The organism is Caldicellulosiruptor kronotskyensis 2002 (assembly GCF_000166775.1).
Lineage (GTDB): Bacteria > Bacillota > Thermoanaerobacteria > Caldicellulosiruptorales > Caldicellulosiruptoraceae > Caldicellulosiruptor > Caldicellulosiruptor kronotskyensis.
Map to the genome: position 1 here is coordinate 2757675 of NC_014720.1, position 26635 is coordinate 2784309.

A 26635-nucleotide genomic window follows, 5' to 3' on the forward strand; every position below is an offset into this window, starting at 1 on the left:
CTTTAGATGTAAAAGCAAGATTATTATCTTTGTTAATTCAAACTTATGCTCTTATAGATTTTAAGGGTTTGTACCTCCCCTTTGGGGATTGAAATAACTTAATATAAATATTAAAATCAAATAAAAGTAAAAAATAGGGGAGTTGATATTATGAAGATTAAATTAAAGACAAAGTTAATTGTATCATTGGCAGTAGTGGTGACATTTGTTATAGTGACTTTATTAAGTCCTGTATTTTATAATTGTAGCCAAAAGTCAAGCGTTAAGCAGGATATTACCAGCCAGCAACCTACAGATAGTAATACCCAAACAGAAAAATCGACTTTTGATACAGATAAGTTGTTCAACTGGATGAATATATTTAAAGCATATGCAGATAATACAAATAGCAACAGCGATGGTAATATAGATAATGAGGTAGTTGATGAAGCACCATATATGGTTCCAGTATGGCAGCCAGGAGAGATTAATCCAGTAATATATCAGAAGAACGGTAAGTTGTATAGGTTAAATGATATTTCTGTAGAAACTCTGGCTAAATATTGCAGGATATTGTATGAGATGGAACTAGATGATGCAGAATCCAAATATGATATTGATAAGGATTATCCGACTATGGATAAACCAATAATTGGATGGGGTTTACTTTATCGCAGAATAGGACAGCCGTTTTATGATATAGGCAGCTATTCAAGTATAGATTATAAAGTTAAAAATTCTTTTATGGAGAGATTGGTAGCATCGTGGTATAATTATCGTTATAATTGGTTTTCAGCAATTACACCTATTAAGCTTAATTGTAACACATTAAATACAACTTATCTGTATGACAATCAGTATATAAGCAAAAATAGAAGAGAATTTTATATGAAATGTGATTTGGTTTTGGAGGTAGAGCCAGATTTAAATAGAGCACAAGATAGATTCCCTGATTATTTACAGCTATCAAAGGTAGGATCATTTAGTGAAAGCAATGTTAAGGCTGAATTACTACCTTGGAAGTATTTTGACATGACAAGAGCATACACTTATCTTTCTGTAAGATTTCTCAAGGATTTTGATATAAAAGTTTATAATAAATTGGCTTCTATAATTAAAAAATATAAAATGTCGCTGGGTAAAGATGCATTTGTGTCTGTAAAAATGTCAAGCATGCCTCTCAAGCAAGGAAAATATTATTCAGGACAGCAATTTACAATAAGTTTAAAGTTTATGTATATTAAACCTACGCTTGATATAAAACCGACCAAAGCAAAAATACCAAAAGTAAAATCTAATAGTGGGTATTTAATATATAAAGTTCAACTTGAACCATATACAATCTCATTTGAGAAAGTATACAGTATAACAGAACTATATTCCAAGCAGGATTTAAGACCATTATTAACAGAACTAGGCAAAATTTATAAGGCAATAGGAAGCGGTAAGATAAGCGCAAAAGGGTATTTTGAATTTTTAAAGAGAGCAAAACTAACAAGTGGGCAGTCTAATGAATATTTTAAAAATGCATCCAAGTTGGGAGACTCCTATTTAAATTTAGGCAAATCAAAGCAGCCATTATATGTAGTTACAACATCAACTTCGACATTCAGGGCAGCTTGTTTAAGCTATAAGAGAAAGTATATTGTAGATATATTCTATGATATTTTAAACAAGATGGACTATTTAGATGATTTTAAGTCTGCATGGAATTTAGGAGCTAAATATGCTAGTGCAGTTTACAATACACCAGATCAGAAAACATTTGATCCAATAAATCTACTAGATCATAAAATATCACAGGATCTTTATCCAGTATTTGTAGCAGGAAAAGTGCCTATAGGGAAGGTTGGATTTGCAGGATACAATTTTGAGGATCAAGTAGGTAAGCATATAGGAAAAGGTTATTATTATGCACCAGAATATTATACATTAATAGAAGCAATGAATAAAAAGATTGCTGACAAGTCAATATTAAGCAAATATTATAATATAGAATATTTTACAATACCGATTTTTGTTGAAGCAAATTCCACAAAAGATTATAAGAATTTAGTACCAGCAGCAATGCCACATTTATACAATGTAATGGTTATTTCTAGCAGATATCCAGAGCTTGATAATAACGGCAAGCCATTTAAGTTTAGATCACAGGATTCTGGTGCTTTAATTAGTACATTTCCAATAATCTTTAGATTTTTCCCAGAGTTTGTAAATAAAGACAAAACAACATACCCATATTTTGCAGTAGAGTCTATAATAGTCGATGGAGTAACATTTAATAATAAACCAACAATACCATTATCAGATGGTAAGATAGCAAAAGATTGGATAGAGTTAATACCGAGATGGTGGTGGTCTAATTTGGCGGTGAAGTCAGATATAGAGCAAGGTAAAGATTTAGAAACTGTTGGTATAATAGTTAAACCAGGTTATTCGATTACAAAAAAAGAAATAGAAGTAGCAAAGAAACAATCAATTACACAGGATATAATTCTAAAGAAAGCCAAATATTTTGGTTCAATTTTAGGTAGTGCTTTTGAGAAATAATGTGGCACACAGGGTTACTAATATTAGTATAGTAACCCTGTGTGTGCATGTTTATATATTTAGTACAAGCAACTAATATTAAGTCTGGAGGTGCATAGTTGCATGAATCAATTTTTAAAGGTTAATCTTGGGAAAAGAGTAAGGATAGTGGTTAAATTTGCTATGGTTGCTGTTATGATAACTGTTGTTTTTGGTTTATTTAAGCCTTGTATTGTTAAAGCAGAGAAAGATGATAAGGAATTAAAATTCAATTACATAAAACAGATTGATATTAATTCCAATTTTGTTGATGAAAGCAACCTTGAGGAGCTAATTCCTGAGTATTACAGAAAACTTGCATGACGTGCTGTTTTTGAAACAAACAGTGACGGCAAGGAAAAATTACAAAAATTTATTGAAGCAAGATACATACTTCTTTGCATCTCATCTGACTCTGATACAGCCACAATCGGAAATTTTAAACTTTTAGAGGATGAACATTACAAAGTAGATATGATTTGTTGAGGCAGATAAAGAAAGTTATTCCCTGCATCATAATTTCAGATACATTCAAACATAATTCATAGACTAACTCTACCAAGATTTTTGTAACCCTTTTTTAAACCCATTTAAAATTCCCTTTATTAGAATCGAAAGGCATAAAACTGTAGCAAATATCTTAAAGCCGCCAACTATACCATTTAACATAATAGATGCACCAAGCAAACTGCCAATTGACATATCTCATCACCCCACCAAAATATATTCTCCTCTTATTATATAATACTTCCTTTTTAATTTTTCAGACCAAAAATTGTGCGAACTTGAACCCAGATTATACCAAAGAAATTTTTAATAAATATTCCCCCGTTGCTACTCTATCCTGTCTTTCAGCCAGCAGTTAATTACGTTTAAATTTGTATTAAACGCATATCTTACAAATGTATTTTTTCCATCTGTTCTTATCTCTGTAACATTTCTTTCAAATCCGCTGTGTGCAAAGTAATTCCTGTCAATAGGTTCGCCTGGCAACTTTTGAGGGTCAATTATTTTATAAAGACCTGTCCAGTTATCTATGTCACCAATTTGTTCTAACATCTTTTGTGTATTTGATATTTCATTGCTCAACATCACATAGTTTGTCGGAAGCCTAAATATTGTATAAATCTCAAAAAAGTTTCTCTTAATCAAATCAAGATCAATTCCTGTGTCCTGGCAGAACATAGTGATATTATATTTTTCAAGCACATTTACAATTCCTATGTAAAACCCTAAACTCAAAATGGCATCTATATAAGCCCTTTTGTTAAGATTTGGTGATTTTTGGTAGTCGCTACTGAGCTTTTCTTTGGCATTTTCGATAAGTTGTAAAATTTCATCTTTAATTTCATTTACACTGTGGTAGTGCTGATAGTAAAGATAAAGTGGCACGTTGTTTTTTATAGCCGAAAACAAAAGACAAAACATCTCTATCTTTTCCCTGAGCTTTTTTCTTTTTTCTCTTACCTGCTGCTTGACCTTTACTGCTTCTTGCCCTTTTATTTGCTTATTTTCTGGGTCGGGATAAATATTTCTCAAAAATGAAAAGTTGAACTCTGCAGCCTCTTTTCGTTTAACTGGCGAAGAAAAAAATGCTGTAAAATTTTGTTGTTGAATATGTATTTCGAAATTGTTTGCAGAACTGCCTATAATCGGGTCAGAAAATACTAAAAAAATCTTTGGCAATTTGTGCACATCCATCCACTCCATAAGATTAGAAAATACAGCAAAGTGTCTTGCTGCCTCTAAAATTGCAGAAATATAAATATTGTGCCCGCTTGATATGTCAAGGTATAGCTCTTCTAATTCACCATTTAAGTATCTTTCTATCATATCAAGCAGAATCTCAAGCACAATATCATCATAGTTTGCATCAAAGTTCCATCCCAAATACTCCCCAAGAGAGTGTACAATAATCTTTTCATCCTTACTTGTCTCAAGCTGTATTCTGTCTAAAAATTCATAGGGGTTTTTAAAATAACTTGAAGGGTTTGTAAAAATATCCAAAAGCTCATTTTTCAGTTCTTCCGGTTGTATGTAGTTTTGAAGAAATTTATTAAAAACTATGCTTGCAGGATACACAATTACAGTTTTTGCCTCATCTCCTCTTTTTCGAAAAAAATCTCTCAAAACAAACGACGAAAGTTCAGCTCTGCCGCTTTCATTTACCTTTTCGCCCAGAAAGTTCTTTATACAAAATTCTTGAGTAGATTTCTTGGGATCATCAAGCCTTCCTACCTGATATATTACTTTCATCCAAAACTTTCTCCCTTCATTCTTCCAAACATTATTAAATTTATTATACTACACTTTACTGGAATTTTTAATATAACTTGATACTTTTTCTTCAAGCCAGTTATTATAAAATTCATTTGCCCCACAGAAAGTTGGCTGCTCTATTTTTTTACTGTTGTCTAATTCTTCCCCCAAAATACCATTTAGACTAAGTTTTCTTGAACCATTCTTTTCTTTTATCATTATTTCATCTTTTTTGGGGTCAACAAAACTGCACAAAAGTGGAGAATTTATACCATATTTTTGTATGTTTTTCAAAATTGAGTTTTTACTAAAATTTGCATAACAATAAGTACAAAAGTGTTTGCAAGTGTTAAATATTCCTATATCTATGCTCTGAACACATCCACACGCTTTTCTTTGATTGCTATCTTTCTTATATTCTCTTACATCACAAAAACCTTTTTCTTTTCTCAGTTCATTTATCAGTTTTCCATCTACACAGTGTGCCTTTGTAATTCCAAGATGACAAGCTTCTATATCTTCTGCACACATCTCTATGCTAAGATTATATTTTCTTGCAATACTTGCCAGTTCATCAAAAAGGTTTAAAAGTTCTTTATCCTCAAGCTTTCTGGCTTTTATTTTACTGAGATTTTCTTCTGCTTTGCTGTAAAAATCTACATAACTAATTATGCACTTTTGAGTGTATAAAGACAGCTTTTCACAGAGCTTTTCAAACTCTTCCTTGTGGTAGTCAAGTGGCATCTTATCTGATATAATTATTGGGTCATATCGCCAGATAACTCTTTTTTTCCCTATCAAATTTGAAAGTTCTATGAAAGTTTGAACAACCTCATCCTTTTGAGGAATGTTAGGTTCTATATCTTTGCCATAGGGTGTAATTGTAAACTGAAAATAATATATATAATCTTCAAGGTATTTTAGCTTGTCCAAAAAGTTTTTGGGATTTTTTGTCCAGAAGACTATAGCATCAACATCCTCAGGCAATAGCGATACTGCAAAAACCTGAGATGGTCGAATCGGGTTTCGGTACATCGCAAAACCTTCTTTTATTCTGTTTATAAACCAGTCACCAAAAAATGCTGGGATATCTGTTCTTCTGCTTGCACTTATAATCAACTGCATCATCTCCTACTTAATCATTTTTAAATAAAACAAGTTGAGCACTTCTGTATTCGTCCCATATCTCAAAATATTTTCTCAAGTCTTCAGATATATCAGAAAAGTCAATTCTGAAATCTGAATGTGCAGCACCAAATTTAAGACTTGGGTCATCATAGTATTGGAAGTAATATTTTATTTATGACCTGATTACAGGTTTTAGAACAAAAGGGAGAAAGCTACCTGAGTTTCTAACTTTCTGCTTTCTCCCACCGCTTCTAATTTACAGGGCTTTTAAAGTGTAAGAATAATACTGAAGACAGAATACTGACACATAAAAGATGGTGTTTGGCATGAGGTAATATTTGAAAAATTATCATTCATGTTCTTCTTGCACCAATTTTAATTCCTCTTTTGTTTACTGCACTGCTTTTAACATACTTCATATGACGTTTTATTATAGGCATACTAAAGGGAATATTCAGAAATCTCTAACCTTTTTTAATCTGGTTTCTTCTTTGTAACATCTTTTCAAATACATTTAATGCAGAGTTAAATAGAACTTTGAACGACTCTATATCTTCTAAATAGTTTTGATTACCTATTGATGATGAACCATGTACTGCGGCATTTCTTACATATTCTAACTCTTTTATTATCTCTACTTCGTCTGGATCTTTTATGAGCTTATTGTTTTCGGGGTAGAAGTAAACATTTTTGCATTCTATCTCTTTTAATATTTTTCTTGCTTTTTCTCGCCCCTCATAATTCATATTATTTTTGTTGTATACATCTGCACAAAGAACAATTATTGCTTCATAAAGAAGAATCAAAGCCTTGAGGTACTGTTTTCTTTCATAGAAAAACTGAGATCTTTTGTACATTCTCTGAAAGAGTTTTTCTTGCCTGTTCATTTCAGAAAATTCTTCGTACATTATCTCAACTATTTCTCTTTCATAAACATGCTCAGCTGTATTTAGTTTATCCTCAAGCCCTTTTATCATCTCTTCAATCTCTCTTCGTGGCTGGCGGTTCATCTCCAGCTTGAAATATGTCTTCTCTCTGTTGCCAAAACCAAGTTGACTCAAAATGGGCACAAAGTAGCCAGAATTCTCAAAGGTAGCCATCGCCTCAATCATTTTGACCAGTTTGTCTATAAAAGAAATTTCAATTACAGGAGATTGTCCATCCACAAGCCCTGAAAAGTATTCTCTCATCTCATGTGCACCATAGAATATTCTTATCTTGTTTATTTTTCTCAAATATTTCAAAAGCATTATACCATAGGAAAAAACAATAGGAATGTTCCTAAAGGCATGTGTCATATCAAAGATCACATTGTTATCAACATCTTTCTCAAGCTCTTCTAAAAGTATGTCAATGCCTTTACCAAGCTCAACTGGCTCTATTTTATAAAACTTAAGGCTTGGTACGTATTTTTTCAAAGTACTTTCCCACTCTGAGAGCGTTTGCTCTGAAATACCTTTCTTTTCTTCTTCATACACTTTCAAGCACATTTCTGCTATGTCTTCTGAGTTTTGTATATAATGGGGGAGAATTTGGTAAAGTTCTGACCATGCAGATTTATCAGTTCCAATTATGATAAACTTGTCAATTTGAATACATTCAACATTCGTAAGATATTCATATAATGCAATACCAAAAAAAGCTGTCTTTGAGGCTGTATATCTATTATTCTTTTCTTTGTCAGGATTAAAAACGTATTCAGTTTGTTCATAACCTACTGTTTGGTCCTTTTTAAGTCGACCTTTGCCTATTACCGAAATTAGGATATTCGAGGCTTTGTGTACATCCACCTTTAAAAGCCCCCTTGTTTTAGCTATTCATTTAAACAAAATTATAAACCAATTTTTCCTTTTTTAAAAGCTCTTGCTTTTTGCTTTGATAATACCTGCAAAAAATTAAATTTTGTTTTTTAATAATATAGTTATAATTGGTTATTATTGTTAACAATATAATATCCAAATATTTCTACAGGTGTAATTTAAATAAATTTCCTTTTTCTGAAAAAACAACGTGCGCTTATTTTACGATTATTCACATAATACGTTAATTTTACGAATATATATTCATTTTGACCATAAGTCATATCCGTCAAATTCAGGTGCAAAATTTTTATTGATTGGTTTGTATTTGGTTTCATGCATGCGGGACACAGGTTTTAATAGATTGCTGGCAGCCGCTGGATAGACCGAAAGAATTGAAAGGCTTCTTCCCTTGATATACCTTAGTTTGTGTTGATTTTTGAGGGGATATATTAAAATAAAAACATTAACAGAGGTGCATAAAGTTGATATAATAAAATCATGCTTTTCATCAAGTTTGTTGCCTACAAGGTTAAAATAAGAGAGTATCTTATCTGAAAAAGATTAAAGGTTAATTTTATCATTTTACTCTTCAGCAATAAAGAATATTGAGGGTTTGTTTTTACAAAACTCCGTAAGCAAAGTGGTTTTTCCAACACGCCTTCTTCCATACACAACAACAAAGTGAAATTTGTCTTCGTTATAAAGCCTGTTTAATGTTTCAAGTTCATATTTTCTTCCAACAAACATAAAATTACCTACTTTAAAGTTACTAACTTCTGAGTTACTTACTTTAAAGTTAATTACTTTGAAGTTGATAAATATTATAGCATATTTTCAGTTAGATTTCTATTGCATTTTTTGTTTTTTTGAAAGTTTTCCAGATCGCTGACAAAATCTATATTATCACTTTGTTTTGGTATTATATTTTATCTTTGATATCTGTGCTATATCTATGGAAACTTTATCAATATCAAATTTTTTGTCTCTTTTGCAAACTCCAAAAGCCTTTCTGAAAATCCCATTCTGCTAAAGAGAATATAAAGCTCTTTTTGATCAGGAAATACCTTTACATTTTCTGCTTTTTTCTTTAAATTAAAAAATACATCAATATCAACCACACTTTGCGAATATTTGCATTCACCAAAAACAACATGTCCCGTATTTTTATTAATTCCTACTATATCAATCTCTGACTTTGAATCCCACCACTTGCCTACTCTGTCTAACTTAATATCAATCTCTTTTGTTTTTATTAAATCCATTAAAATTTGCCTGCAAATTTCTTCATAAACAAAACTTATGTGATTTATCACAATTTTTGACTTGATATTTTCAACTACATATTTAGTATTGTCAAGTTCTAACTGTTCTCTGTATGGATATACAAACTTAAACCAGAAATCTATGAAATTATCGTTTATAAAATATAACCCTCTTTTGCTCTTTTCTGGATGCTCCTCTGTTACTGGAACTTCCCTTCTTACAATATCAAGGTCCATCAAAGTATTCAAATACTTTGTAAGTTTTGTTTGCGCTACAGAAAGGCTTTGGGCAATTTGGCTGAGTTTATGGTTTCCAAGCGCAATGCTTTTAATTATCGAAAAATAGCTTCCTACCTCATGAACTTCCTTTTCAAGCAAAAATACAGGCTCTTCATATAAGAAGCTCTGTCTGCTTAGAATATTTTCTTCAATTGCCTTGTAAATATCGCCTTCAAACTTGAACATCTCTAAATATTTTGGAACACCACCAACGATGGAATATATCCATATAAATTGGTGCTCTGGCACTTCAGGAAAAAATTCTTTTGCTTCTTTGAAAGAAAACTGCTTTAGCTTTATTTGCCCTGTCCTCCTGCCATACAAAGGACTTGAATAAGAAAGAGCATGTTCTTGCATCATTCCCACCAAAGAACCACTTAAAATAAGCATGAAATTGTGGTTTTTTAGCTTTTCATCCCAGATTCTTTGAACAATTGAAGCAAAAGCTGGGTTTGTTTTGCACAAGTTTTGAAATTCATCAAATACTATCACTATTTTTTTATCAATTTTTGAATTTACTATAACATCAAAAATATCATCCCAACCTACACCAGATAATCTTTCAATCAAAGGATTTTTTAAAAAATTGCTTATAGCTTTTTTAAAATACTCTATGTTTTGATTCTCTGGCTCTTCTGAAGCCAAAAAATAAATAGCGGACTTGTGTTGAATAAATTTTTTAATAAGTGCAGTCTTGCCAATTCGCCTCCTTCCGTAAATAACAACAAGCGATGAATTTTGCTCTCGATACTGTTTCTCTAAAAACTCAAGTTCTTTGCTGCGATTTATAAATCTTTTCATAATAAAATCACCTCATGTTTATTATACTCTATTTTATTATAATTTAAAGTATATTTTTGCATCGGCGCGAAGAATATTTTCAATATCATATCATCTTTGTTTTTTCTTTATTAAACAATTTTGTTCTTTTCTTTTCACTTGTCAAAAATATTTTTTAGAGATGTATGACATAAATGCCGATAGTTTTTGAGTCTGTTTAGAATTGATTAAAATGTATTTCCACTGCCTTGATTAATTATATTAAAGAGTTCTCAGAAATTCAAGCACAGCGTCGTTTGCATTTTGGACATAGATAGGCAACGGCACTGCTTCCAAGCCAATTGCATCATAGCTTACAAGTAACCAGCATCCTTTTTTGAACTTGAATGTCTGCTTGAACATATCTTCACTAATACCAAAAGCATCTGTCATTCTCTCCTTGTCAGACTTTCTCGGGAACTTGCTGACAAAGTATGTATGCGGCTGTGCCATAATATTGGTGTTAAGGTAATTAATCCTCTGGGTTGCAATACCTATCCCCAAGCCAAATTTTCTTCCTCGCCTTGCTAAGTGCATTACAACCTCGCTTGAACTCTCCTATGAATCCTTTGCATCCTGTGGAATGAACTCATCAGCCTCGTCAAATATGAAACTTACAACAGGGTCAATCTTGCCGCTTCTGCGCCTGTCTTCAAAAATTGCCATGCCAATCTGATATGCAAGATTTCTCAGCTCATCCGGGTCATGCGACTGTAACATTATAAGTACTTTGTCGTTTGGTCTGTTGAAGATATCAATAAGTTTTTTCTGGTCAATAACATTTTCATTTGAAAATCCAAACTCTTTAATTTCCCCATACCTCATACGATTTGTCAACTCCTCATCAAGCAAGAACGCCTCTGCACCAACCATGGGAAGATTTGACCCTATCCCTATCGAAATACTTTGTTTGTTGTCGATTATAATCTCAATATTTGTCGGAATAGCAAGGCATCTTATCTTTGTTGCATCGTCCAAAGGCTCTTTCTCTTGATCTTCCCAGTCGCGGTGAACTGGAATCTGCGCCATCATAGTTACATCCCGAGCAAAATCCCATCGCTCATATTTGATTTTTTCACCCTCATGCTTGATTATTATTTTTCCTCTTGCTCCATAAGCTCCTGCAAAGAAGGTTATAAAGTTGCTGCCCTCATCTTTAATGCATGTTCCATCTATTGCAACAAAGTTTATCTCACTTTTCCCAAAAAAGCTCTCTATCTTTTTCCTGAGGCTGTGCCGAAAAGCTTGGTTTTCAAAATATTTACTCCAGTCAATTATGTAGTCTTTTAATACTGTATTGTAAAAGTCTTGCAGGTGCGTTAAACTTTTCTCCAAGTTCTCATCATATCTTTTCATTGAGGTTTTTATAGAATCTTTCCAGTATCCATACATCTGAGAGAGCTTGGACATGGGCAATCATACCTTTCAATTTTGATTTATCTTTTTAATAGTTTATACCCTCATTGAGTGTGATATTTATTTACATAAAACACTTTTATATAATATCATTCGACACATATTGACATAATCTTCTATTTTAATGCAATTTTCAGAAAAATTGATTTTTTATTAGTTTTATCTTTGATTTTTAGATAATAATTGGTATTATTTTGCATTATTGTTATTGCATTTTATTCCTTTTGGGCTTCTGTATTTAGTTTTTTGAAATAAATTTTGACTTTTGTATTTACCAATTGCTGTCGACCTGAAATCCCCCCAAAAACCCCCGGGGGTCGACAGCAAAAGGTAATTTCTGGTATGTGTTGACTTTCATGCTTTTGAGGTGTATAATAGAAATAACATACTGCAGCTTGAAAACTTAACCATTTGTTCCTTGTGGCATTTTTCAACCTATCCACGGGTTTGTAGCCTCCCCTTTGGGGATTGAAACTCATTTAAAGCGGTCTTGTCTACAATTACATATGGGTTTGTAGCCTCCCCTTTGGGGATTGAAACAAGTTAGAAACAATTCTTTTTTTGCTGTTCTATTCTGTTTGTAGCCTCCCCTTTGGGGATTGAAACACACAAGCATACCGTCTGAATTGTAGCTAACCTGGTTTGTAGCCTCCCCTTTGGGGATTGAAACCAGTAGATGAAAAAATATTAATTAGGTATTCAGAGTTTGTAGCCTCCCCTTTGGGGATTGAAACTCTTTCACCCTCCAATGCAGCTTTCAAGTCTTCAAGTTTGTAGCCTCCCCTTTGGGGATTGAAACAGATAATAATTGAGAAGTATAAAGACGTATTTGAATGTTTGTAGCCTCCCCTTTGGGGATTGAAACTTGAGGATTCGAATTTTACTGAGTTTTTTCTTGCCGTTTGTAGCCTCCCCTTTGGGGATTGAAACTCATTTTCATCTTTTCACCATACCATTTTGTTACCCGTTTGTAGCCTCCCCTTTGGGGATTGAAACACATACAATCATCTAATAGATTTGTATTACAAACAGTTTGTAGCCTCCCCTTTGGGGATTGAAACACATACAATCATCTAATAGATTTGTATTACAAACAGTTTGTAGCCTCCCCTTTGGGGATTGAAACCAAATTTTGCAGGAACATAAAGGTCTTTTGTAATCAGTTTGTAGCCTCCCCTTTGGGGATTGAAACCCATACAATCCACGCTCAATACTAATTTCAACAAGGTTTGTAGCCTCCCCTTTGGGGATTGAAACATATATCTGTATTTAAAACATTCCTTACCGCCTTACCGTTTGTAGCCTCCCCTTTGGGGATTGAAACATAGAAACATGTAAAATGGAGCTCCGCTGTATGCGTGTTTGTAGCCTCCCCTTTGGGGATTGAAACTCATAATCCAGCCCTAAAATCTCACAAACTTTAAGTTTGTAGCCTCCCCTTTGGGGATTGAAACTGGAATATATGTGTCCACAGTATCTTTAACAGTTGGTTTGTAGCCTCCCCTTTGGGGATTGAAACCTCTTGTTGGATATACTCGTTTTTATCTATGGCATCAGTTTGTAGCCTCCCCTTTGGGGATTGAAACTAATTGATTTCGATCCGCCTTCACTCTCAGGCATAGGTTTGTAGCCTCCCCTTTGGGGATTGAGGAGGAAGGGGGGTTGTAGCCTTCCCGTTGGGAATTGACCAAGAAAGGGTGTTTAGTAATTTCCTTTAGTGATTGAAATTTGGTGTTGCTGCATTGAATAGCAAAATAAAATATACTCCAATGGTGAAATAAAGCGATTGGCCAAGAAGTTAATCAAGAAAAGCAACTCTGACAGTTCTAAGAAAATCATTAGTGCCAATAAATAAAGGTGGAAATTAACTCCTAACAATCCAAATACGTTGTTTGAGAATTGAATCTGAATTCTTTGAATAAAAAAAAATTACTTCATCAGAAGTATATTTAGACCTCTATGATAGCTTAGAAAATGGATACTATAAATTTTTTGGTGTATCTTTATCGTCGAAAGGAACTATACAATGAAAAAAGAAAAACAACCTTTGATACACATCTATTGTGATGAAAGTTCACAAAATAAAAATAGATACATGATTATTGGTGGACTATGGGTTTTGTATGAGAATTTAGAAGAAATAGAAGAAAGTTTTGAGCAGTATAGAATACAACATAATATGTATAGTGAACTTAAATGGGGCAAAGTCTCTCAAGGAAAATTAGATGAATACAAAAAGCTTGTGGATATAATCTTCAAATTTATAGGAGAAAAGAAAATGGCTTATCGGTGTATAGTTGTAGATTCGTCGCAAATGGATAACAGAAAGTATAATAAAGGTGATGAAGAATTAGGTTTTTATAAAATGTATTATCAGCTGTTGTTACATTATATTTATCCTAATTACCGTTATATAATCTATCCAGATGACAGAAAAAACTCTTATAAATACAGACTACAAAGTTTACAAATTATACTCAACAGAGGACTTAGAAAAAAGCATAAAATAGATATAGATATAGTAAGAAATATTGAGGCGAGAAAATCTCATGAAGTAGACTTAATACAAGCTACTGATATTTTGACAGGTGCAATAGGTTTTCATTGGAATGACATGGATAAAAAAGAAGATGCAAGCCCAGCTAAAAAAGAATTAGCTTTGTATATAGCCCAAAAAGCTGGATTAGAAACTTTGAAATTTTGCCATAGAAAAGATTATAGTATGCACTTTCATATCTGGTATTGTGATTTCAAAAAATCAAAGAAGATATATAAAACGAAATAGCGCCCTGAGTCCTATCCTCTTTATGAGGATGCGCCTCACGCTTGGTGAGGGTTTCGGATATCAGTGGCGCTATTTCCTGAATGCAGGTTAAAACCTGCTTATTATTTACTTTTTCACTTTTCAATTTAATTATACCTCATAACAGTGATTTAGTCAAAAAAATTTTTTATTTTGTGTTATATAATTCTACAGCGTTGCTTATAATTGCAAATAACATTATAGTATTTATTTAATTGCAGATAAACTTGAAGGCAAACTCAAAAAGGCAAAATTGAAACCACAATTGAGCTTGCAAAAAGATTAATGCAAATGCAAATTATCCCTTTTTGGCTTTTGTATCTGGTTTTCTAAAATAAATTATGAATTTTGTATTTTCCAATTGCTGTCGAACTGCAGTACCCCCAAAACCACGGGGGTTGACAGCAAAAGGTAATTTCTGGTATGTGTTGACTTTCATGCTTTTGAGGTGTATAATAGAAATAACATACTGCAGCTTGAAAACTTAACCATTTGTCCCTTGTCGCATTTTTCAACCTATCCACGGGTTTGTAGCCTCCCCTTTGGGGATTGAAACACACCTCACTCTATGTATCTTGCAAGTCTAAGCACCGTTTGTAGCCTCCCCTTTGGGGATTGAAACAAAGAGTTAGAGAACAAAGTAAGAAGCGAAATCATAGTTTGTAGCCTCCCATTTAGGGGTTGAAACGCAGGTATTTTACCTTTCATCTTGGATAAGAAAATATGTTTGATATTATCTTTTAACTTTGTTATAATGTTTCTTAAAAAACCCTTCAGGTGAAAATAATGAATAACCAGCTTCCTTACAACATAAATGATCTGGAGTAAAAATACATATTCTATAACAAAAGTATCTTTATTAAGTTTTTAAAGAGATTTGATAAAATTGTGGTATTTAAAAATCTTACAGAAGACCGGCTTGAAAGAATTGACAAAAGTTATGTTTTGCCAGACTTCTCTGAACTGCAAAGTGACATCCTTTATAAAGTAAGTTTAAAAGAGAAAGAGATTATCTTTTACATTAATTGCGTAATTGATCTTGAGTACACATTGGATTGACTTAAACCAAGTAGAAAGCATTTTGCAAGTGAAAGACATACTGAGCTTAATATTGAAGCTCAACAGGATTAGTGGATATAGTCTTCTTTTTTTCAACAAACTCATCTTAATCCTTCTCAAAAGTTATGTTACCAAAATAAAAGAAATATTGTCATTGAAATTTCCAAGATGAAATCTTTTCTGAAATTCAATACAAAAATCATCAGAAGAAGAAATTTCTGGCATTTCTTTCTCAAATTTATCCCAGAATCCATCGCTGCAGATGATGAATCTATCTTCATCAATAATTTCTGTCTCATTTCTATAAATTTGGACCTCTGTTCGATAATTATCTGCTATTACTGCAGAAGTTAGAGCATGCTTTTTAGAATGAGTCTTTGCCTCATCCACAGTTATGTAGCCACTTGAGATAAGTTCTTCAACCACAGTATGGTCTTTTGTTAATCTAATTGCTCTTTTTCCAAGTAATCTATACACTCTGCAATCGCCTACATTGAAAACCTGAACTTTGCTGCCAACAATCAAGACTCCAGCTACTGTGCATCCCATTCCAAAACTGTTTGGATTTGTCCGCGCGTAATTTTCTAATTCATCTCTTGCAATTTTAATTGCATCTTCAATAGAAAGCTTTTTTTCGATGATATCATCTTTATAACTTTTCAAAATTTCTAAAACCATCTTTGATGCTAAGTCACCTTTGGTGTGTCCTCCTATACCATCTGCAACAGCAAGAAAAATATTTTTACCATCAATATCTATACTCTCACATTTTTCCATATTTGTACTACTTATAATTCTTTCAGAAACTAACAAGGCGTCTTCGTTTGTATCTCTCAAATTTCCTTTATTTGTAAAATAAAAAACTTTAAACATGTTTTCAACTCCTATCTGTGTTTATTATTGTAATTCATCTACTGTAAGTTCTAAGGATAACGAAAGAGATATTCTGTCGCCCTTTTTGATTACATCTTTATCCTTTATCTTCATGCCATTTATATAAACTCCATTTGTGCTATTTAAATCCTCAACATACCAGATACCTGCCTGTTTGAAAAATCTTGCATGTCTTCTTGAAACAGTTTTATATTCCCCCAAATATTCTTTCCCTTTTTCATGTCTGCCTACCACATCGCCACTAAAAACCTCTAACACAAAATCTTTCCCTCTCAAAATAATTTTGGAAACTTCAACCATTGTTCTATCATCGCAAGACTCTTTTTTAAAAGATTCATTTCTTTCTATCCCTTCAGTCTTCTTAGCTTCTCTGACTGCATTGTCCTCAGTTACAGGCACATTTATGATATCTGCCATGCATTTGACGCATATTATTTCATCAGGGGGATTTTGCCAATTACAGTTCGGACATATCTTATATCTCTCCATTTATGAACACCTCAGCATCTTTTTGGTATGGTATGCCTATTATAACTATTTTATCTTTTTGATTAATAATCTGAAGAACTCTTTCTTTTTTCTTTTTTATCCAGAGTAAATAATCATTACCCAAAGACTTATTAAAAAGGAAAAATCGCTGATTTTCTGAGCCTTTCCAAATCAATTCACTTTCAAGCCCTTTTATAAAAGGGGAATCTACTATTGCATCTATTAGTTTCAAGATATCTTTATGTTTATTCAAAAGGTATTCATATGTGTATCCAGTATAAACAAGAATGTCATCAAAAAAGTCTCTTATAGAACTTAAAAGAATCAGCAGTGGTACATGCTGGTCAAATGGCTCTCCACCACTTATTGTTAGTCTTTTGCAACCAAAACTCTTCAGGACATTAGCAACCTGTTCTATTTTAATTGCTCTGCTTTTATCAAATTCCCATGTATGCGAAGACATGCATCCTTTACATCTTATTGAACATCCCTGCAGCCAAATACCAACTCTTTTACCAGGTCCAAGTGTATAAACAGGATAATGTATAATATTAACTAATAACTCTTCCATTAAGTTCCCACCTGTCATCTTTTTTGAGTAATTCATTAATCACCACAGTACTTTCTGCTTGAGGAAACAACTTAAACAGAAGCTCTGAAAGAGGATTTATAAATAATAGTTCAAGTTTGTTGCCTATTCCTCTTCCACCCATAGACAGGTCTTTTACAATTTCTTCATATATCTTTTGCTGCACATTATCTGATATTTCAAGCTTTACCCCCTTATCTTCTTCAAGTTTTATCTTAACATTATTCAGCATTTTATCCAATATTCTTTTTACATTTTCACTGCGTATAAAATCAAATACAATGATGTTTTCTCCTATACGATTCAAAATTTCAGGTCTTGCAATCTTGAATGTAAAATATTCTTTTATGGCTTCATTCAAAATCTTCTCAATTTCATCATAACTCATTTCTGGTGAGATACGCTGTATTTTTTTACCATCCGACGTCACTTCAAAAACACCAAGATTAGATGTAAATATTATTAGACTTTCAGAAAAGTATACAGTTTCTCCTCTGCCAGAGGTAAGCCTACCATCGTCAAGTATTTGTAAGAAAATATCAAGTATTTTTGGATGAGCTTTTTCTATCTCATCAAAGAGGATTACTGAAAAAGGATTTTGTTTTACAGCATTTGTTAATTCTCCACCAACATCATACCCCACATATCCGGGCGGCGCACCAATGAGTCTTTGGTCAGAATGTTCATGTGAAAACTCTGACATATCAAATCGTATATAATGATGTTCACTTCCAAATATTAATTCTGTTATAGCTTTTGCAAGTTCAGTTTTTCCTACACCGGTTGGTCCTGCAAAAAACAAAACGCCTTTAGGTCTGTTTGAATATCTTGAAAACTGTGAACCCGAAAGATTGAAAAAAGCTCTTCTCAATATAGTAGCTGCTTGTTTTATAGCTTTTTCTTGCCCCATAACTCTTCTTTTTAAAAATTCCTCTGCGTTATTCAACCTGTCTTTATCTATTTTCGCCCACGGATTTTCGCTGACACCAACTTTGTATCTCCTTGTCGCTTCACCAATTTCTCTTGCACTCAGATTTTCTCTCTTTGACAAAACTACTATAGAAAGCATTTCCCTTGCAAACATGCCAGATGTCAGATTTACAAAATCTTTTATCAATTCTTCTTTTTTGCTGTCAGGTAAACTTGTCCACTCATCCATTCGCGGTAAAAGAGCCTGTGCTATCCATCTTCTTATCTCAAAATCAGGTTTTGGAATAGGAATTGTTCTTATTCTTGGATTTTCTACAGTATACCACGGCGGTAAATCATTTTCTTTCTCTACAAGGAAAATTATTGGATTAAAAGAAGGTGGATTACCTTTTTGGTTTATGTTAATAGAGAGCTTGAATGTATGGTAAAGAAAATCTGGTAAATCTTTGCTGCAGGAAATCTCTGGCAATCTCGATGAAAAGTTAATAACAACAGCTGTCTTTTCATCTCCTGTAATAAATTTTTCTATAGTTTCATACACATCAATCAAAGACACAACTTTATCACCAATTTTTCTTCCAGTAAGGTTTGTAAATATTCCTTCATCTCCCTTTAATAGTCTAAATCCTTCAAGAGGAACATACTCTATTACAATTTTGTAGTTGTCATATGTAGTAAGCAAATGAGCAATAAATTGAGTTATATTCATGGGTATATATTTTTCACCCTGTGGAAATGGAAATAGGTCATAAATATTCCCAAAAAGAATAAACTGAGATGTTATAGAACAAAACCTTAGAAGCTCTTTTGCAAACTTTGGTATGCCTTTGATTTTTTCAGGTATTATTTCGTTTGCCATACTTTACACACTCCTTTGTCTATGTTGCATATCATTGCTTTTGATATTTTGATGTCTTTTGGCATATTCCATTTTCTCTTTTTTCAGGTAATAAAATCTCATTTCAGGTTCGATTCTCTGTTTGTCTTCAATCAATATCCCTTCCTGACTTAAAAGTTGTTTAATTTTGTCATAATCAGAACACCATTTTTTTGCTATAGATATATCCTTATGTTTTTCATATTCACTTAAACTCCCTTCATCTTCAACATACCTTACAAACATAATTTTTATTCCGTCATTTTCATATTTTATCCTCAACATATAATCCTCTCCAAAAGGTGTTCTAATTTCTACTATTTCACCCTTTGATAATCTTTCCATTAACCCTTCTTCTACAACAGAATAACCTAACTCTCTTATTTTTCTAATAAACTTATCCACTGAAACCTTTCTGATTTCCTGTTCCATAATTTGCCTTTTCCTGTCAAGTAGTATTTTTATAAAGTCATCAACTACTTCTTTATGCAATATTTCCATTTGCATTAAATCATTAAATTCACTTTTCATTCCTACCTCTTCTGCAAGTGTTTCGTACATTTTTAAATCATTTTTTAAAACTTCAGTTTGAATATATATTGTCCTCGCCTTTACGTAACTGAACTTGAGGTCTTCAAGAATCAGTTCTACTCTCAGTATATCATCTGTTTCTTTTGCCTCTTGTATTAACTGCTTTTTTTCTTCTGCCAACTGGAGATTTATATTTTTTAGCTTACCAAATATAGCTTCAATCTTTTCTAATATCTCTTCCTTTTTTATAACCTTGAGGTTATCTTCTTTAAAAATTTGTTCTACTTCAATTTGCTTTTTTACTTCAAAAGTTTTTTGCTCAAGCAATTTTTGTTTTATCTTTTTTATAATACCATGATACTCACTTGGTACTTCTTTTAAATACTTCTTTAGTATTTCAATATCTGAAGGATTATCAAATGTACACTTTTCTATAGTGTTTAGAATTTCAGCATATTGTTGCATCTTTTTATAATATTTTATATTAAATAAATCTTTTGGGAAATTATTTAGATACTGCTTTATAACCTTTACATTTGCATTGGGATTTTTAAATTCTTTCTCTAAATTTTCAAACAATTCTATAATCTTTTGTATCTTTTTTTTGGTCTTCAGAGCACCATCTGGTAATACATCTATAAAAGCTTTTAGTGTTTGGATATCTAAATTATCTGTCAGTTCTGTTTTAACAAAAATAATATACTCCTTCGTTTTTCGAACAATATCTTGCAGTTTTGCAATTTGCGCGTCAACCCACTGAGTATGGTTTTCACTTAATAAAATTTCCATTGTGTATTTTTCCAAAAAATCTTTCTTGCATTTCTCAAGATTTTCTATTAAATCCTCACCTAAAAAGTATGAATCAATATTTTTTAGCATGTCTTTTATATGGCCAATAGAATTATCTATTTGGTTTTTAAAAAACTCTTTATTTTCTCTGAGAGTTTCAGTCAAATTCTTATTGCCTACAAAGGTCCAACAATAAGTAAAGCTACTCATGCTATCATCCTCTTAATTTTTAAATTTATGTTTAATCATCATAACGTCTTAAGATTTTGAATAATACTGAAATAACAGATAAGAAAAATAAAAATACACTGAGTTAATTAAAATCTTGTTTGCTGTGCCATTAATGAAATATTCATATGATGAAATGTAAGAAAAATAGAACATAATAGCACAAACGTACAAAATTGATAATCCTGCAATTTTAATCTTGGTAAAGTGAAAAAATTTTTTATATAAATAATATGAGAATAATGATATAACAATCAATACAAACATATTATAATTTCTATTGTTATCAAAATATCTTTTGGTTATGACATCGTAAAAATACTGTTCTGTTGTGAAATATAATATCAACCTTGTAGCTATCAAACCCACAAGGTAAAATACAGCTACTTTATAAATACTTTTTAATGTTTTTTTAATATCTCTTAAAAGCTTTTTTCTACGGACTGCTTGATGTAATTTATAACCTTTTATTATCCAATCGACTGCTTCAGGCACTGAAAATTCTGCCTTACACCATTCAATTATTTCATCTGCTATTCTTTCTAAAATCTTACTATCTTTTGCTCCTTTAAAAACCATTTCTTCAACTTCATCAATGCTGAATCCCAAATTTGTAAATTTTAATGCTAATGTTGGCTTTACATCTATTGTTTTCCACCTGACAGCCTCAATTACATTAACATTATTTTTTCTCCATTCATCGGCTTCGTCAGCACTAAATCCTTTTTCAGCCCAGTTCTTTGCTTCATTAATATCAAATCCGTATTTCTTCCATTTTTGAGCATCTATTTCTGAAAAACCATTCATTATATAATGAAAAATACCCTTTTCAATAAAATCAAATATCTTATTCTTATCTATGCCTTTTTCTAACAATTCAAGTATATCAAAAGCAGTAATCCCCTTTCTTTGCCACTCGTAAGCATTTTTGGGGCTGAGTCCAAGGTTGTCAAATATAGCAGATTCTTTTGGGCTAAAACCATAATTATACCATTCCAATGCAATATTGCCCTTTCTAAAACCAGCTGAGACCCATTCTTTCATGTCTTTTGCAGAAAATCCAGCTTCCCAAAAAGTTTTTGCCTCTTGCGGACTGAGGTTTATTTCAATGCCTGCCTTTACCCACGCTGAGTCAGAAGAAAATCCAACTTTATTCCATTCTTTAACATCATAATTTTTGCTTCCTTCATTATACTCTTCATAGAACACTGGTATGTTTTTCACATTATTTAACCACTGCTTGACCTGTTCATATCCCCATCTTTTTTTGTAGTTCCTCGTAAGAAGCCCTTTCAATAAAATTTTGTATCTTTCAGGAATATCTTCTGGAATTTGTACTCCCTGGGTAGCAAGAGTATTTATAATAACAGCTTCTGATAAATTAGCGAAGGGATTCTTACCTTTTAACACTTCGTATATTATTATTCCTAAATGCCACCAATCAATTTCTTTGCCAAAATAACTTGAAATCTCTTCTGGAGCCATATAAGAATATGTCCCCTTGAATGTAGTGAAAACCTTTGACATTTCTTCAGACATAGCAGAAGATATCCCAAAATCAATCAGCACAAGGTCTAATGATTTTAAATCTCTTATAAGAATATTAGAGGGTTTTAAATCTCTGTGAACAATTCCCTTTTTATGCAGTGCTTCAATAGCTTCTGCAATCTCTTTTACTACAATATCAACTCTGTCTTTTACCTTCTCTAAGTTATCTTTTAAACTACCATATTGAATATATTCCATTATCTCAAAATATCTGCCGGTCTGTTCATCTTTACCTACTTCAAAAATTGTTACAACATGTTCTTTTAGCTCAAAAGAAATCTTTTTTAATCTTTCTAATACTTCAATTTTGGGGGTAATACCCTTTCTGTATAGCTTTAAAAACATCTTATTACCATCATTTTCTATAACGTAAGCATCGCATTCTCCACCTTTGGCTGGTAGTTCCTCTACGATGTTGTAATTTCTAAATGTTGTAATGGTTAATTTTTCTTTTTCGCTTAAAATATCTGTCTCTCTCACAGTAGCATCTTGTAAATTTTCTTTATCCCACCAGCTCTCTTTTACCGTTTTTTCATCCATCAAAGCTAATCCCTTCCTTGTTCTGTACTTGAGCATTTGTATTTGGTAAAATATAACTTTAAACAACCTCTTTTCATGGTAACAGGTCTTTCTCTTTAAGTTTAACTTTTCTACTACTTATAATTTACCCTCTATGAAAATCTTACAAACGTCAATTTTCCTGAAAAGAAAATTGGTTTGCAGCCTGCATAAGCCGAAATAGCAGATTTTTGCAAAATCTACCTTACACAAAACAACTGACAAAACATGTCAAGTAGTTCTGTTGAGGCAAATATTTCGTATCTACCAAAATATTCAATTCTCGATTCAATTAAATGCTGTTTTTTCAGACCATCTTTTATTACAAAGAAAAACCTCTGGTCTTCTGGATATGCTCCAAACCTTTGGTAGTGGATGCTCAAAAGTTGTCTTCTTAGCATTTCTGAAAAAATCTCTGGCTGCTTGTCATATTCTAAGCAAACACCATCTTTTTGAACAAACACACCGCTTAGCAAAGTTCCACTTGTCTTTGGTTGTTGCGTCATGCATGAAATTCTCTTCAAGTAAATACCATCAAACAAGCTATTTAAATTTTCATAAACTTTTAATATGTTCTGTGTAACAAGCTCTAAAAAAGGTGTTGTAAGATATATTCTAAAATCTTCAAACACCCATACGCCATCCTCAAGTTCTTTTTTGTTTTTTGTTCTAATGGGTGAGATGGTAAACTGCTCTGTAGCAAGAAGACTTTTCAAAACTTCATATGCCTTAGAGTAATAAGAGGATGGCAAAAATATACCATCCTCTCTTGCCCAAAAATGAAATGTAAAATATTTTGCCACTTTTTCATCACAGCCCATCATCTAATGGTTACTTTTATCCACCCGGGGACTGTCCAAACCTGTCCATCCTTAAACAAAAGACGTCGTGACTTTGGAAAAATATCAGGATTGATTTTTGACTGAGTATCTACCCTTGAAAGTTTTTCAAAATGGCTCTTATTGAAAAATATTCCCACAGTTTTTGAAAGATATCCTGTTGAAAATCCTATCTGGAGCAAAAATTGATTTTTGTCAAGAGAATTTAAAATATTCAAAAGTTTTTGATACTCAGAAACAATCTGCTTTTGATTATATTTAGAGTAAAAGGTCATTTCTTTCTGGATATAATCCTTTGCAACAGAATTTAAAATTTGGGCAACAAATTCATATGGTGAAGATAATACTCCGCTTGTCAAAAGCTTCTCCTTTAACCCTTTAACTGTGGCATTGCCTTCAATTAAATCTTTTTCAGCCTTTATACTTCCATAAAGCTTTACACCAGGTTTTAATCCTTCAGCAACAATGGCAGTTGCCTGCTTTGGGTCATCAATATTGCCATTTCTCGAAAACCATTTTGGCTGATTTGAACATATGTTCAAAACTTTTATTTCAAAAATCCCTGCACTCTCTTGCTCTACAAAGCTGCTGTCGCTTACCCTTAGGTATTTGAACGGCGATTCATAAGGAGTTCCAAAAATCTTCTCATCTGCATCACGGCTTACAAACTTAGGATCAACTCTGTTTCGATTCAGAACTTTCTGGTAAGCATTTGAGAGCGCACTCTCATAAAACTGCAAAAGGTTTTTCGAAAGAGCTTTTGTCATAGAAGATCTCATTGCCCCTTTTAAGGATGAACCCGGAATGTAAAACCTGCCTGCACTTTTTACAAATGCAACTACTTCTCTGTAAGGGCTTGTAACACCTTCAAGTCTAAGAGTGTACTTTACCGCCTTTTTAAAATCTATGCTATATTTTTTCAGAATATCTTTTATATTAAAATCCCTTGCACCTGACGAAAGCCCTCGTGAAAGCTCTTCAATGAAGCTATCTTTAAAAAGGTTTTGCTCAAAGAGCTTATCAAAATTCAAAAAGTACAAGTACTCTCCTTCTCTTACAAACTCAAAACTCTGAATTTTATCCTGTCCGCCTATGATTGTGGGAGTCAGAACTTCAATCTCGTATGTTTTGCTTTCAAAACTATCTGCTACCAAACAGCATCACCCCTTCCGGCAGAGGAACCAAAAAGGCAAGTCCAAAACAGTATACCCTGTGCTCTGTAAACTTATCAGGTGTGACATCTACCACTCTGCCATATATTTTACTGGAAAACACCGCACCCTCGCCAAACACACTGACAGTTTTTCTCTTTATCCCAAGCCCTGCTTTGGAGTAGACATATCCGCTTCGCGTCAAAATCTCATAAAACACAACGCTTTTTATCTCATCTTCATCTTTCGGATTAACTAAGGACAAACTCATGTAATATTTTGATTTATCGCTTTTAAACTGCGGTACATCATCTTTAAAATCAACTTCAAAATTTCCAAGCCCGCAGGTTCTATCACCGCCAAGCCCTTCATCGCCCAAAAGCCTTATTGCAGCTTTTACTTTATTTTCAAATTTTTCATTGTTAATCTTTAAATAGAACCACAGCCCAGCCTCTTTTTCAAATTCAAAATGAGAAAAGTAATATATGTTAGAAGATGATGTTTGCCTGTCGATAGAAACTCTTGCCCTTTCTTTTATTCTGCCAAGAGAAACCCTTTCTTTATCTTTTTCAAATTCATTTTGTGGTATTAGAAAACTTCCTGTCGGCTTGTATTTGAATGGAAAACCTTCAAACAAATCCTTTTCTCTTACAAACTTTATTTTCTTGAGCTCTTTTTGATTTTCGGCATTTATTATTCCATTATTCTTATACTCCTCCATGTCCATGCCAAGAGGAACAGGCACAAAATACTGAAAGTTAACATACGGCATTGTAGATGAAATCTCAAATGGTGGTGTGCCGTTTATGAATTCACTAATCAACTTTTCAGTTTCATCTTTGCCGTAAAGCAGCGAATATGCATTTATTATGCCAGACATAAGCGTGTCTGAATGTGCAAATACTCTGGTAATGTTGTATATTTTTTCTTTTTCGCCAATGTGCACAGGTGCTTTAAAGCTCATCACAGCTCTGCAAATTTTGTTTTTGACCATTTTTATCACCTTTTAAAAAACAGATTTGTTAAGAAAGCTTTAGCTCATCAAGGCTTTTTGCCGTCGCTATTGGCTGAAGTTTGCTTGAATCCTTTTCATAATCGCTTGAATCCTTGTAGAATATCTCTATATCAACAAATTTTACTTTTCCATTTCCTCTTGAACCCTGCCCGCCAAGGTAATCATCTTCTAACAGCTTCATTGCTTTGATAAACTTTTCAAGGTAGTATTTCTGGTCATCTTTGCTGTCAACTTCAAACCTGTTTACGACAAACTCTGCTGAAAACTGTGCGCCCGCAGGAACTCTTTCACTCTGTCTTGGATGTGCTTTTGATGTTATTCTATCTATATTATTCTCAAACTTTACTTCTGTCCAGTCAAGGTCAAGGTTCTCCTTCATCTCTTCCGTGATAGAAGTTTCTATCAGCTTTGCATCGCGAACAATTAGCCTTGTGGGGATGACTGCATCTGTAAGATCTATTTTCTCACCACTTTTTAAATCATGAGAACCATGGTTTCTGCCAAAAAGTCCGCATACAGGACAATTCAAATCATCACACATATGAAGGCATATCTCTGGCCTGCCTTCCCTTTTGACCGACACAACAAGCAAATTATCTCTTACCTTTCCTTCAGCAAACTCCATTAAAGCCCTCATCTTGCCTTTGAGAGATGAACCTGGAATGTAAGGCCTGCCTTTTGCATCTTTTACAACTGCATTGTCAATTCCACCTATCTCAAGGCTGTTGTTGCCCTCACCAATGTGAAGACCTGTTTGAGCTTCTATCTTACACTTTATGATGTACTTTCCTTTCAAGATTACATCCATGGCAATAGTCTCCCC

The 26635-nt window shown here is 32.9% G+C and carries 21 protein-coding genes, 1 pseudogene and 1 CRISPR repeat array; of the genes and pseudogenes, 4 read left to right on the forward strand and 18 right to left on the reverse strand.

Features of this window, described 5'->3' with window-relative positions; all coding sequences use genetic code 11:
• The first annotated feature begins 150 nt into the window (after nt 1-150).
• Complete coding sequence (locus tag CALKRO_RS12655; RefSeq protein WP_013431375.1) at nt 151-2529, forward strand: hypothetical protein; 2379 nt, start codon at nt 151-153, stop codon at nt 2527-2529.
• A gap of 102 nt (nt 2530-2631) precedes the next feature.
• Nucleotides 2632-2871: a hypothetical protein gene (locus CALKRO_RS12660; RefSeq protein WP_013431376.1), complete on the forward strand. Its 240-nt coding sequence runs from the start codon at nt 2632-2634 to the stop codon at nt 2869-2871.
• A gap of 231 nt (nt 2872-3102) precedes the next feature.
• Here CALKRO_RS12660 and CALKRO_RS13715 read toward each other — a convergent pair whose 3' ends face one another.
• The 8 genes and pseudogenes from CALKRO_RS13715 to CALKRO_RS13950 form a co-directional block, all read right to left on the reverse strand.
• Nucleotides 3103-3249: a hypothetical protein gene (locus CALKRO_RS13715; protein WP_013431377.1), complete on the reverse strand. Its 147-nt coding sequence runs from the start codon at nt 3247-3249 to the stop codon at nt 3103-3105.
• Between the two features lie 132 nt (nt 3250-3381).
• Nucleotides 3382-4803, reverse strand: coding sequence for a CRISPR-associated CARF protein Csx1 (gene csx1 / locus CALKRO_RS12665; RefSeq protein ID WP_013431378.1), 1422 nt, complete (start codon nt 4801-4803; stop codon nt 3382-3384).
• 48 nt (nt 4804-4851) lie between these two features.
• A complete protein-coding gene (locus CALKRO_RS12670; RefSeq protein WP_041741807.1) occupies nt 4852-5925 on the reverse strand; it encodes a DUF1848 domain-containing protein in 1074 nt (357 codons plus the stop codon).
• A gap of 473 nt (nt 5926-6398) precedes the next feature.
• On the reverse strand, nt 6399-7724 hold the full coding sequence (csx2, locus tag CALKRO_RS12675; protein ID WP_013431380.1) for a TIGR02221 family CRISPR-associated protein: 1326 nt from the start codon (nt 7722-7724) through the stop codon (nt 6399-6401).
• A gap of 576 nt (nt 7725-8300) precedes the next feature.
• Nucleotides 8301-8483 (reverse strand): annotated as a pseudogene (locus CALKRO_RS13425) (ATP-binding protein); the annotation flags it as partial.
• Nucleotides 8484-8686: 203 nt separating this feature from the next.
• Complete coding sequence (locus CALKRO_RS12680) at nt 8687-10078, reverse strand: ATP-binding protein (RefSeq protein WP_013431381.1); 1392 nt, start codon at nt 10076-10078, stop codon at nt 8687-8689.
• 240 nt (nt 10079-10318) lie between these two features.
• Nucleotides 10319-10600, reverse strand: coding sequence for an ATP-binding protein (locus CALKRO_RS13945; protein ID WP_162467052.1), 282 nt, complete (start codon nt 10598-10600; stop codon nt 10319-10321).
• A gap of 54 nt (nt 10601-10654) precedes the next feature.
• Nucleotides 10655-11506: a hypothetical protein gene (locus CALKRO_RS13950; protein WP_049775626.1), complete on the reverse strand. Its 852-nt coding sequence runs from the start codon at nt 11504-11506 to the stop codon at nt 10655-10657.
• Nucleotides 11507-11957: 451 nt separating this feature from the next.
• Nucleotides 11958-13164: a CRISPR direct-repeat array (repeat unit 30 nt; unit sequence GTTTGTAGCCTCCCCTTTGGGGATTGAAAC).
• 374 nt (nt 13165-13538) lie between these two features.
• Between CALKRO_RS13950 and CALKRO_RS12695 the strand changes: the two genes are divergently transcribed.
• Both CALKRO_RS12695 and CALKRO_RS13955 read left to right on the forward strand, forming a co-directional pair.
• Nucleotides 13539-14297: a DUF3800 domain-containing protein gene (locus CALKRO_RS12695; RefSeq protein ID WP_013431382.1), complete on the forward strand. Its 759-nt coding sequence runs from the start codon at nt 13539-13541 to the stop codon at nt 14295-14297.
• A gap of 906 nt (nt 14298-15203) precedes the next feature.
• Nucleotides 15204-15374, forward strand: a complete 171-nt coding sequence (locus CALKRO_RS13955) for a hypothetical protein (RefSeq protein WP_237699100.1) — start codon at nt 15204-15206, stop codon at nt 15372-15374.
• A 123-nt stretch (nt 15375-15497) separates the two neighbouring features.
• On the opposite strand, the gene CALKRO_RS12705 is transcribed toward CALKRO_RS13955, so the two are convergent.
• From CALKRO_RS12705 to csm3, 10 genes are all read right to left on the reverse strand, one after another.
• A complete protein-coding gene (locus tag CALKRO_RS12705; protein WP_013431383.1) occupies nt 15498-16247 on the reverse strand; it encodes a PP2C family protein-serine/threonine phosphatase in 750 nt (249 codons plus the stop codon).
• Between the two features lie 24 nt (nt 16248-16271).
• Complete coding sequence (locus CALKRO_RS12710) at nt 16272-16757, reverse strand: FHA domain-containing protein (protein ID WP_013431384.1); 486 nt, start codon at nt 16755-16757, stop codon at nt 16272-16274.
• A complete protein-coding gene (locus tag CALKRO_RS12715) occupies nt 16744-17328 on the reverse strand; it encodes a 4Fe-4S single cluster domain-containing protein (protein WP_013431385.1) in 585 nt (194 codons plus the stop codon). Before CALKRO_RS12715 ends, CALKRO_RS12710 begins: the two co-directional genes overlap by 14 nt.
• Complete coding sequence (locus CALKRO_RS12720) at nt 17309-19135, reverse strand: AAA family ATPase (RefSeq protein WP_013431386.1); 1827 nt, start codon at nt 19133-19135, stop codon at nt 17309-17311. The genes CALKRO_RS12715 and CALKRO_RS12720 overlap by 20 nt, the downstream gene beginning before the upstream one ends.
• Nucleotides 19136-19138: 3 nt before the next feature.
• On the reverse strand, nt 19139-20683 hold the full coding sequence (locus tag CALKRO_RS12725) for a hypothetical protein (RefSeq protein ID WP_013431387.1): 1545 nt from the start codon (nt 20681-20683) through the stop codon (nt 19139-19141).
• Nucleotides 20684-20731: 48 nt separating this feature from the next.
• Nucleotides 20732-22789 (reverse strand): protein kinase domain-containing protein, encoded by a 2058-nt coding sequence (locus CALKRO_RS12730; protein ID WP_013431388.1) that lies wholly within the window; start codon nt 22787-22789, stop codon nt 20732-20734.
• 218 nt (nt 22790-23007) lie between these two features.
• Nucleotides 23008-23610, reverse strand: a complete 603-nt coding sequence (locus CALKRO_RS12735; protein ID WP_237699101.1) for a hypothetical protein — start codon at nt 23608-23610, stop codon at nt 23008-23010.
• Nucleotides 23611-23627: 17 nt separating this feature from the next.
• A complete protein-coding gene (gene csm5 / locus CALKRO_RS12740; protein WP_013431390.1) occupies nt 23628-24800 on the reverse strand; it encodes a type III-A CRISPR-associated RAMP protein Csm5 in 1173 nt (390 codons plus the stop codon).
• Nucleotides 24787-25791 (reverse strand): type III-A CRISPR-associated RAMP protein Csm4, encoded by a 1005-nt coding sequence (gene csm4 / locus CALKRO_RS12745; protein ID WP_041741814.1) that lies wholly within the window; start codon nt 25789-25791, stop codon nt 24787-24789. The genes csm5 and csm4 overlap by 14 nt, the downstream gene beginning before the upstream one ends.
• 28 nt (nt 25792-25819) lie before the next feature.
• A complete protein-coding gene (gene csm3, locus CALKRO_RS12750) occupies nt 25820-26620 on the reverse strand; it encodes a type III-A CRISPR-associated RAMP protein Csm3 (protein WP_013431392.1) in 801 nt (266 codons plus the stop codon).
• Nucleotides 26621-26635: the final 15 nt, after the last annotated feature.